Origin of the sequence: Stenotrophomonas terrae, assembly GCF_039674165.1 — a bacterium.
GTDB lineage: Bacteria > Pseudomonadota > Gammaproteobacteria > Xanthomonadales > Xanthomonadaceae > Stenotrophomonas > Stenotrophomonas terrae_A.
Window position 1 is genome coordinate 22,066 of the sequence record NZ_JBDJMY010000024.1, and the last position, 11,878, is coordinate 33,943.

2 protein-coding genes are annotated in these 11,878 nt (G+C 65.0%); both read left to right on the forward strand.

What is annotated here, in order from left to right:
* Positions 1-748 precede the first annotated feature (748 nt).
* On the forward strand, positions 749-2,095 hold the full coding sequence (locus ABE493_RS11880) for a DUF11 domain-containing protein (RefSeq protein WP_346499122.1): 1,347 nt from the start codon (positions 749-751) through the stop codon (positions 2,093-2,095).
* A 350-nt stretch (positions 2,096-2,445) separates the two neighbouring features.
* Complete coding sequence (locus ABE493_RS11885; protein ID WP_346499149.1) at positions 2,446-11,871, forward strand: SdrD B-like domain-containing protein; 9,426 nt, start codon at positions 2,446-2,448, stop codon at positions 11,869-11,871.
* Positions 11,872-11,878 lie beyond the last annotated feature (7 nt).

Genomic DNA, 11,878 nt, shown 5'->3' on the forward strand with positions numbered 1-11,878 from the left:
TAGCGCTGTCTGGGCGGCTTGGCCCTGTGGCAGGCAGTGCCGTCAAAAGGCTGCCGACGAGGTCACGGAATTGGAGTTCTGCGCAAAATGCCGGAATCCGCCCGCCGGACCCGCAGGCAACCACGCTCTGGTCAGTACGCGGTGAGCGCACGCGGATGCAACCCGAGATCGGGCGCGCGGACAACGACGCAGTCAGGCGCGGAATATCGCCTGTGAAATTCAGGTGTCATGTAGTGGCTGCATGAGCGCTGCGTTGCAGCCGTGATGTCCGACCGCGACATTGCCGGCAGGACATCGCCAAGTGTTTGTTTTTTTTGGGGATGAATGCGATTTCGACTATTGCAGCTGACCTGTCCGCTGCATGGCTGCGTGGCTCGGAGCCGCGGGGCGCGCGTTGCAGATTTTTGCTGCAAGTCTCAGTTCGGCGGGGGCCGGGTTTCATAGGCGAAACAGCTGACTTTCGGGAACGCGGATTACCGATACCCGTGGAGGCCGCCGTAACAATCCCGACGCACGTTCACATGCGTGTTCAGGCAGATCTAATGCCATCAATCTTGACGTGGTTTTCACAGGAACGATTGCATTTTCCGCATCGGGGTATGCAGTGATCCTCAAAAGCTTCGGAGATGCCGACACCGCCTGTAGGTGTTGCGCGCTCCGGGCTGTAGTCCTTCATGACGTGTAGCGCCGTGCATAGGGGCGATGCGCAGCGATTTCCCCGGTGGGATGGGTGTTCTGGAGAGGTGCGATGTCGCAGTTGCTTGTGGCTGGTGCTCCGGTACGGCGTAAGGGTGCTGCGCGGAATTTGGCCAGGCATGTTCTCGGCCCGATCTTCCTGCTGTTGCTGCTGGGCTGGGTGCCGGTAGCCGCTGCGGCCAATCTAGGAATCAGCAGCCTCACCGAACTTGTCGATCCGGTGCCTGCGGGCGGCGTCATCGATTACAGCTTGGTCATCCAGAACGGTGGTCCCGAAGCGGTAGCCGATACCGTCGTCGCATTTGATCTTCCAGCAGGTACCAGCGCGATCAATCTGCCGGCCTACTGCAGCGTGGACGCGGTTGTGAGCACGCGCGTTGTGTGTGTGATTCCGCAGGCGCTGGCCAATGGTGATTCGTTTCAGATCGATCTGCAGGTAAGCACTGCGGGCCTCGGCCCCTCGACCGTTGGCATCACCGCCGCGCTCGGCCGCCAACCCCCGCCGCCGGCTGGCACCCCGCTGGGTAGCTTGCCGCCGAACGATCCGTTCTTCGCCGGTGACTCCAACATTGTCGACAACCTGGCAACCCAGAACACCACCTTGATCCAGGCCGGTGACCTGGCGCTGAGCAAGAGTGCCACGCCCGACCCGGTGGCGGCCGGTGGCGAAGTGACCTACACCATCATCGTCACCAACAACGGGCCGAGCGTATCGACCAATTTCAATGTTGCCGACACCTTGCCGAGCGGCGTCACTTTTGTGGCCGGCAGCGCGCAGGCTGTGACCGGCAGCTGGACGTTCGCCGCGCAGGACGGTACCTATCCCGGCAGCCTCGCGGTGGGCCAGAGCGCAAGCTATACGTTCAGGGGCAAGGTCAATGTGGCCAGCGGCAGCGTGGTCAACACCGCCACGGTCATCGCGGTGGGTACACCCGATCCGATCCCCGGCAACAACAGTGGCAGTGCGTCGGTGACCGTTGCGGCCGGCGCTGACCTGGCCATCGACAAGACCGCAGCGCCTGCACCGGCGCTGCCAGGCGAGCTGATCACCTTCACCGTTACCGTGACCAACAACGGCCCCAGCCCAGCCGAAAACGTGTCCTGGACCGATCCGATGCCGAACGGCTTCCTGATCGAAAGCACCGCCGATGCGCCGGGCTGGACGTGTACAACCAATGGCGCCAACACGGTACATGGTTGCACCTTGCCAGCCCCGCAGACCTTGGCGGTGGGCGCCAGCGCAACCTTCACCATCACCGCGCGGGTGCCACTGACAGGACCGGTAGCAATGGCGCGGTCTCCAATACCGCCACGGTCTCCGGCAGCCTGCCTGACAGCAACGCCACCAACAACGACAGCACCGCGAACTTCACCGTGCTGCCCAACGGTGCCGACCTGAGCCTGAGCAAGAGCAAGGCACCGCAGCTGGTGCCGATCTGGCCTGGCCCTGGCGCGCCTCCGGCCGGCAGTGGCTACATCATCACCTCAACCATCAATGTGCAGAACCAGGGGCCTGCGCCGGCCACCAGCGATGTGCAGGTGGTGGATGAGCTGGCCTTGGGTGAAGAGTATTTCCCCTCCGTCACCACGCCGTGGACCTGCACCGCCACCCCGTATGCGGTGAACTCGCGGCAGATCGTCACCTGCAACTTCGACGGCCCCTATCCGCTGGCCGCTGGCCAAGCCACGCCGCCATTGAAGCTGCTCAGCTTTGCCCACCCGGAGGCCGAAGGCACCAACTTGACCAACATGGCCTGCGCCGGCGGCAGTGGCGGTTCGACGGAGCCTGGCACCGGCAGCGGCCTGGGCGACCCGAACAACACCAATGACTGCAATGGTGCGGGCATCCGGCCTTCGCTCGAGCGCGCCGACCTGAGTATTGCCAAGCGCACCAATGGTGTGGGCGCGGCCGACAACACCTTGCCGATCGGCTACACCGGCATGAGCTACACCATCACGGTGAGCAACGCCGGCCCGGATGCCACCACCGGTGTGGTGGTGGAAGATTCGCTGCCGGGCTTCCTGCAGGGGCGTACCAGCGCCACCGTGCAGGCACCGGCGAACTGGACTTGCACAGTCAGCGCGTCGGGCACGCTGCATTGTGAATCCGGCACGACGCCGCTGCCGGCCAACACGCCTACCGATATCGTCGTGACGCTGACCGGGCCGCTCGCAGACAGCGCCTCACGCCCAGCCGCTGCCTGCGGCGCCGTTGCCGCACCGGCGGGCGCATGGTGCAACACCGCCGGCGTTGGCATCGACCCCTCGGTGGCCGGTGCTGCCGGCGAGGTCAACCCGGGCAACAACACCGGCTCGGACTATGTGCGCGTGCCGCGCGTTGCCAACGTCAAGACCGAGGCCAAGACCATCACCTCCGGCAACCCGGGTGGAGTGGGCCTCGAGACGACCTACCGCATCGAATACCGCAATGAAGGCCCGTCGCTGGCGCCGGCCGTGGTGTTCCGCGACGTGATCAATCTGCGCGATGATGACCCCGGCTTTACCCTGGTGACCGACAACCGCAACGGTGGCGGCAGCCAGGAATGCGTTCCCACCGTTACCGGTGGGGTGACGCTGACGCCAGGCACCGGCGGTGTACAGAACGTCACCTCCAACGGCGCGGCAGCCGGCACGCTGGTAATCACCTGCACCCCGTTGGACATGCCAGGTGGCCAGCAGAACACGCTGACTGTGGTGATCCGGCCGCTGGACGATCCAATCGCCGGTGGCCGGCTGCGCGAGTACATGAATACCGCCGACTTCTTCTTTGATCGTGATGGTGATGGCACTGCTGACGCAAGCGGCGGTGTCGATGCCAACGGCGAGTATGAGTACAACAGCATCGCCACTCCGGCCGATGACGAGAAGTCGGCCACGCTGACGGTTTCCGACGGTGATGTGGACCTGGTGATGAACAAGGAGGACACCGGCTTCACCGGCGGCGTCGATCCCTTGCCGTATGACCCCAACGACCCGGCCGGCAACTTCATCAGCTACCGGCTGAGCGTGCAGAACCTGGGGCCGTCGGTGGCCAGCAGCGTGACCATCACCGATACCATCACGCCAGAAGCAGGCAAGACGGTGCGCTTCGTGGGTGCTTCGCCATCGCCTACCGGGCCGTTCAGCCCGATCAGGTGCCCGCTGACCGCAGGTAGCAACCCGACCACCGGCAGCCCGCTGACCGTGGAATGTGAAGCGCCGGGCGCGGGTTTCGACGGCAGCAACACCGAAGGCGTGATTGCCCCCGGCGCAACGTCGATCCTGTATCTGCGTTACCAGTACCAGTCGCAGCCTGGTGCCGGCGGCGATACGATCAGGAACGTGGCAGAGGCCCTGGCGGCCGAGCCTGAAAGCAATCCGGCCAACAATACCGAAGACGAAACGACTTCCATCCGCAGCAAGGTGGACCTGGCCATCGTCAAGCAGGCCGTGTCCAGGGCCACGCCGCCAAATCCCGATCCCAGCGTTGCGCTGCCGCCGGTGCTGAGCACGGTATCGATCCGCGAGCCGTTCTTCTGGGTGTTCGACGTGGAGAACAACGGGCCGGGCAACAGCCTGTCGCGCGATCGCACCGGCAGCAGTCCGCTCAATGGCACCGGTACGGTGATCACCGATACGCTGCCGCCGGACATGGTGGTCACCGGTACGCCGATCACCTGGCAGAAAATCGGCCCGGACATTGCGACCCTGCCTGATGACCAACCCAACGGCACAGGCAGCTGCACCCAGAACGCACAGGTCGTCACCTGCAATGTCGGTGACGTGACCTCCGAAGGCAACAACCATGGGCGCGTGCGGGTGATCATCCCGGTGCGCTGGGATGTGCTGCCGCCCGGTGGCAGCGCCATCAACAGCGTGGCTGTCGGCACCGAGCAGGTGGATACCAATGCCGGCAACAACACCGCCACCGCACCGATCAATGTCACCGCCTCAACCCTGGCCGGCACCGTGTTCCAGGACCGCGACCGTACTGGCAGCAATGGCGGTGTACCGCAGGCTGCCGGGGTGGAACCGCGCATCGCGGCCGTCACCCTTACGCTGAGCGGTACTGACGAATACGGCAACCCCGTCAACGCCACAGCCACCACCAATGCCAGCGGTGATTACAGCTTCGGCAATCTGTCGCCGTCCAATGCGGCTGGCTACAACATCGTGCAGACGCAGCCGGCCGGCTTTGCCAATGGCCCGGTCGACCCGCCCAGCAGTGGACTATTGGCGCCGTCGTTTGGCGGCACCTATGCCGTCGGTACGCCCGATTCAAGCTACAGCGCGATTCCGGTGCCGGTAGCCAGCGATGGCGTGCGCTACAACTTCCCCGAGTTGATCAATGCGCGCCTGGCCGGCTTTGTCTATGTGGATGCCGATGCCAACAATGTGCGCACGGCAGGCAGCGATCCGGCCATCGCCGGCGCGACCGTCGAGCTGCTGGATGCGGCCACCTCCGCTGTGCTGCAGACCACCACCACCGATGCGACCGGTGCCTACCAGTTCACCAACCTTGATCCGGCCCGCATCTATACGTTGCGTGAGCCTTTGCCGTCAGGCCTGTACCGCAACCGTTCCACCGCGATCAACCCGGGCACCATCAACGGCGCGGCCTGCAGCAGCGGCTGCGTGCCGGGCACGGCGGTGGCCGGCGACAGCAACACCACCGATCGCATCAGCGATATCAACCTGAGTCTGGGCATCGGCGCCAGCGAGGGCCTGAACTTCAACTTCGGCGAGGATGGAATAAGCGGGTCCCTGGCCGGCCGGGTGTGGCTGGATGTCAACAACAACGGTCTCATCGATGGCAGCGAAACCGGCATTGCCGGGGTCGATATCGTTCTTGATGGCGTCGATCTGGACAACCGCACCGTCTCACTGAGCCAGTCGACCGACGCCAATGGCGCCTACCTGTTTGCAGGCCTGTTGCCGGGCACCTATACCGTCACCGAGCCCAACCAGCCCACCGGCACGCGCAACGGCATCACCGTGCCCGGCAGTACCGGTGGCACCGCCACTGCGGTGAGCGTCACCCCCTCGACGATCAGCGGCATCGTGTTGGCAGCCGAGGCGGTCAGCATCGACAACAACTTCGGCGAGATCGCCAGTTCGTCCATTGCCGGCCGCGTGTATTACGACAACAACAAGAACGGCATCATCGATGCGGGTGAATCCGGCATTGCCAATGTCACCCTGCAGCTCACCGGCAACGATGACCTGCCGGCAGGCAACCTGCGCGCCATCGTGCCGCCGGTCAGCGTGGTCACCGACGCCAACGGTGCCTACCTGTTCGACAACCTGCGGCCGGGCACCTATACCGTCACCGAGCCCACGCAGCCGCCGAACACCACCAACGGCATCACCACGCCGGGCACCGTCAACGGTGCCACCATGGGCGTTGCCACGCCCGTTGCCACCGTGCCTTCGGCGATCAGTGCGATCACCTTGACGCTGGGCCAGATGTCGATTGAACAGAACTTCGGCGAGATTGCCGATACGCCGGACCTGGTGGTCAGCAAGAGCGCCGAGCCGACCCGCTTCACTGTCAACAACCCGGCCAGCTACACGCTGCGGGTGCGCAACATCGGGCCGCAGCCGAGCGTGGGCGTATACAAGGTGGACGATCGCCTGCCCACCGGCGTGACCTTGGCGGCAACGCCGACCGGCAACGCCTGGAGTTGCGATGGCGCGCCCGGCGCCGACCGCTTCAGCTGCACCAGCAGCACCGTGATCGGCAGTGGTGCGACCTCGCCGGATGCGATCAGCGTGCGCGTTGCGGTAAGTGCGGCGGCGGCTGCCGCATCGCCCATCCACAACGCGGTGATCGTGCGCGGTGGCGGCGAAGATGCCGATCACGCACCGTCCCCTGAAGAACAGGGCGCCTTTGATGGTGACGTGACCCAGCTGCCGGTCTGTGACCCGGCCATCACCCAGAACGCCTGCCAGCTGGTCACCCAGGTGCAGGACGCCGCCTCGCTGTCGGGCACGGTCTGGTTCGATATCGGCAGTGACGATGCGCTGCTCGATGGCGGCGACATCCGCCTGCAGAACTGGACGGTGGAGTTGTTCGACCCGGCCACCAACACCGTCATCCGTACCGCCAGTACCGGCGCCGATGGCAGCTACCGCTTCGTTGATCTGCTGCCGGGCACGCGCTATTCGGTGCGCTTCCGCCACCCGCAGAGCGGGGTGCTGTGGGGCTTCCCGGTGACCGGTGAAACCGCTGCAGGCCCGCCGGCGCCGTGCGACTCAAGCACTGCCATTGCCAACGGCACCAGCAGCACCTGCCGCATCGACAGCGACGGCATGACCCAGCTGGAAGTGGTGCTGCGTGCCGGTGAGAACCTGCCGCAGCAAAGCCTGCCGGTGGATCCCAGTGGCGTGGTGTATGACGCGGTGACGCGCAATCCGGTGCAGGGGGCGATAGTGACCCTGGCGCCCAACGGCGTGTGCGCCGGTTATGACCCGGCCACCAGCGTGCTCAATGGCGGGCAGGGCGGTTACAACATCAGCGGCGACAGCATTTCGATGACGGTCGGCAGCGATGGCTACTACCAGTTCCTGTTCGGGCCAGCGGCGCCCAGCCGTTGCGAGTTCCAGCTGACGGTGACGCCGCCGGCCGGCTATACCTTCCGTTCGGCGATCATTCCGGCCGATGCCAGCAGCCTGTCGCCGCCGGGTGCATCCGGCACCACCTTCAAGGTGCAACCGCAACCGACCGCGCCGACTGCACCGGTTGGCACCGGTACGCAGTACTTCCTGGCGCTGTTTGCCGGTTCGGCCACCGCCAACATCGTGCACAACCACCTGCCGCTGGATCCGGCGGTGGCACCGGGGCTGGTGATCAGCAAGACCGGCGACAAGCAGGTGGTCGAGATCGGCGACACGCTGCTGTACACCATCAGCATCCGCCAGACCGCAGGCGAGCCGCTGCAGACGGTGAACATCATCGACAACCTGCCGCCGGGCTTCACCTACATCAACGGCACCGCACGAGTGGACGGCGGCGGCATTGCCGATCCGTTCGGCAAACCCGGCCCGCGGCTGGTGTTCAACGTCGGCAGCATCCGCCAGGGCCAGCAGAAGCTGCTCACTTACCGCGTACGCATCGGCGTGGGCGCAATGCAGGGCGACGGCATCAATCGCGCGCAGGCGCACGGCTGCTCCACCGAAGGCGGCTGCGTCGATCCCGGCACCTTGTACCCGTACCCGGGTGGGGTAACGTCGAACCCGGCGCAGTACCGTGTGCGTGTCACCGGTGGTGTGTTCACCGATGAGGCCTGCGTGCTGGGCAAGATCTTCGTGGACAGCAACAACAACCACCTGCAGGACCGCGAGGAGCTGGGCATTCCGGGCGTACGCCTGTACTTCAACGACGGCACCTGGATGGTGTCCGATTCGGAAGGCAAGTACAGCTATTGCGGGCTGCCGCCGAAGAGCCACACGCTGAAGGTGGATGCCAGCACCTTGCCGCGCGGGTCGCGCCTGACCACCAGCAGCAACCGCAATCTCGGTGATGCCGACAGCCTCTTCATCGACCTGAAGAACGGCGAGCTGCACCGCGCCGACTTCATCGAAGGCAGCGGTTCCAACGAGGTGTTGGAGCAGGTCAAGGCACGGCGTACCCAGGGTGAGATTGGTGCACCGGAAACCGAACTGCCGGGCCTGCCGTTGAGCTTCCAGGCGCAGCCGCTGCGTGCACCCACCGGCGCCACCGATACCGCAAACCAGATGCCGGGCATCGTCGCCCCGCGTGGCACCGTGCGGCCGGAGCCGGCGCAGCGTGGTGTTGGTACTACGCTCGAGCAGCCCGCCAGCATGACGGCTGGCGCCACGACGGAGAGCAGTGTGCCGACAGCTGCGCCTGCTGCCAGTGCGCAGGTGGGCCCTGGCGCCGGAGATGTCCCGACGCTGGGAGACAGCCATCGTTTCGACGGTGCACTGAGCGCCGGCCCGATTGCCAACCCGCAATCGCTGGCCTCGACCGACACACCGCCGCAGGCGATCAACCTGCAGTCCGGAGCGGTCGACTACAGCGTCAATGCGGATGTGGACACGCTGCGGGTGGATGTGGACCGCGATGGTGTGCCAGCCGATGGCCAGTCGCCGGTGCATGTGCGGGTGCAACTGTTGGGCGCCGATGGCAAGTTGCTGCCAGGCAAGCGCTTCGCCACCATCGAGTACAGCGGTGGCCGCGTGCGCTTGATCGGCGGCCGCACCGACGAGCTCGGGCCAGGTCGTCTGGATGCCGACCGCGGCACACCGGGCATCCAGTTGCCGGTGGAAAATGGCAGCGCCGAGTTCGACCTGCTGGCACCGGATGTGCCGCAGGACGTGCTGGTGCGCATCACCGCCGGCGGTGTAACCGCCGAGAACACGGTCAGCTTCCTGCCGGAGATGCGCGAATTGCTGGCGACCGGCCTGGTCGAAGGCATCGTCAATTTCCGCAACGGCGCCACGCTGGATACGGCCCGTCGTGACGATGGCTTTGACCGCGACATCCGCCGCTGGGAGCGAAACTTCAACAGTGGCAAGGCCAACGCCGCCGCGCGTACCGCCTTCTTTGTGAAGGGCAAGATCAAGGGCGAGTACCTGCTCACCGCTGCGTACGACTCGGACAAGGAAGTGCGTGGCAGGCTGCTGCGTGACATCCAGCCGGAAGAGTTCTACCCGGTTTATGGGGACTCCTCGCTGCGCGGCTTCGATGCACGCTCGGCCGAGCGCCTGTACGTACGCATCGACAAGAACCGCAGCTACATGATGTACGGCGACTTCCAGACCGGCGACACGCTGACCACGCAGACCGGCATCAGTGCCAGTGGCAAGGCGGTGATGCGCAGCCTGGGTACGTATAACCGCACCGCCACTGGCTTCGGTTGGCACTTCGAAGGCAAGCGCGTGCGCGGCAATGTATTTGCGATGGAGGATTCGCTGCGGCAGGTGATCGATGAGTTCCCCAGCCAGGGCAGCGGCCCCTATGCGCTGCGCAACAACGCCGTGCTGGAAGGCAGCGAACGGGTGGAAGTTATCACCCGCGACCGCAACCAGCCCAGCCGCATCATCAATGTGCGTGGCCTGGGGCGGCTGATTGATTACAGCTTCGAGCCGTTCTCCGGGCGCATCCTGCTCAACAGCTTCCTGCCGGCATTCGACAGCGAGTTGAACCCGATCTCGCTGCGGGTGACCTACGAGCTGGACCAGGGCACGGAGAAGTTCTGGGTGTACGGCGTAGATGCGCAGTTCCGCGTCAACAAGTACATCGAGGCCGGGGCTTCCTATGTAAAGGACGAGAATCCGTTTGCTCCGTTCAAGATGGGCAGCGCCAACCTCGGCTTCCGCTTCGGGCCCAACACCTGGATGGTGCTGGAGGCCGCGCGTACCGAAAGCGAGGTCAATACCAACTCGATCAACCAGTATGCAACGCCGGGGCTGCAGAACCTGAGCGGCGATGTGCAAGGCAATGCCTACCGGCTCGAGTTCGCCCACGATGGCAAGGCCTTCGATGCGCGGCTGTTTGCCGGCCGTAGCGACCCGGCCTTCAACAATCCGTCCTCGCCGCTGTATGGCGGGCGAGGGGAGTACGACCTGGAGCTCAACTGGCGGGTCAATCCGCGCTTCGAGGTATATGTGGAAGCACTGCGCAGCGAGGACCGCAACCCCGACGGCGGCGACCGCGACGCGGCCGGTGCAGGTGTGCGCATCGACGCGACCAAGCGGCTGACGCTGGATCTGGGCGTGCGCAGCATCCGCGAGACCATTGGGGCTTATTCGCCGTGGTCTTCACTGGCACCGTTCGGTAGTACGGGTGGTCTCAGCGGTGGCTTCGCCACCGGTTCGGCGGGCGGTGCGTTGGGCTATGGCCAACAGCCGCTGGATCCATTGACCGGGCTGCCGGTGATACGCAGTGGTGGCACGGTGCCCACCAGCAGCCTGCCGGTCGGCACAAAGCTGGAGTCGGACAGCGTGCACGTCGGTGCCGGCTACAAAGTCACCGACAAACTGGTGCTGGGCGCCGAGTACGAGCAGGACGTCAATGGCGAAGACCGCAACCGCGTTGCCCTGGGTGCCGACTACCAGCTGCGTGAGCGCAACCGCCTGTACGGCCGCTACGAGAAGCAGACCGGCCTGACCAGTGCGTACGGCATCACCACCACCGATCGCGAAAGTGATGCGCTGGTGTTTGGTGTGGACAGCACTTACCTCAAGGACACCCAGGTGTTCAGCGAGTACCGTCTGCGTGATGCCATTGCCGGCCGCGATGTGCAGATGGCATCGGGCATCCGCAACGATTGGAGCGTGCGCGAAGGCCTGCGCCTGAGCACCGCCGCCGAGCACGTCAAGATCTACGACGGCGACACTGGCGATTCCACCGCACTGGCCCTGGGCCTGGACTACAGCGCCAACCCGCTGTGGCGCGGTGCGATGCGGCTGGAATACCGGATCTCCGGTGATGTGGATGGCACGCCTGCCACTAACGAGGAGTTCAATACCACGCTGTTCCAGCTGCTATGGGCGCGCAAGCTCAATCGCGACTGGACCTTGCTGGCCCGCAACTACCTGCTGGCTACCGACTACAAGGCCCGTGGCGATGTGATGCAGGACCGGTTCCAGCTCGGCGTCGCCTACCGTGACACCGACCGCAACCGGATCAACGCGCTGGCCCGCTACGAGTACAAGTTGGAGTCGGACAAGAGCGGCATGGGCGTCGATGGCAGTTCGTTGCAGGATGTGGGCCAGGATGTCCGCACCGCTGCGCACATCGTCTCCACCCACGCCGATTGGCATCCGTCGCGGCCATGGTGGTTGACCGGGCGCATTGCCGCCAAGTGGCAGAAGGATCGCTTCGCCTATAACGACGGCAGTCGTGTCGACGACAGCTTCCGCGGCGTGCTGCTGTCGGGCCGGGTGGTCTACGACATCACCGAGAATTGGGATGTCGGCGTGCTCGGCACCACTTTCCGTGGCGACTACGGCAGCAACCAGTACGCCTACGGCATGGAAATAGGGCGGCTGCTGCGGCAGAACCTGTGGCTGTCGGCCGGCTACAACTTTGTTGGCTTCGAGGCCGATCCGGATCTGGCCGGCTACGAGTACACCGACGAAGGCGCCTTCATACGTCTGCGTTTCAAATTCGACGAAGATCTCTTCCGTCGCGACGACAACCGCTACCGCAAGCCGGCGCAGCATTGAGGACCCT

Coding starts and splice junctions, on each gene's coding strand:
- ABE493_RS11880 (WP_346499122.1), top strand. CDS start 749: ATGTCGCAGTTGCTTGTGGCTGGTGCTCCGGTACGGCGTAAGGGTGCT.
- ABE493_RS11885 (WP_346499149.1), top strand. CDS start 2,446: ATGGCCTGCGCCGGCGGCAGTGGCGGTTCGACGGAGCCTGGCACCGGC.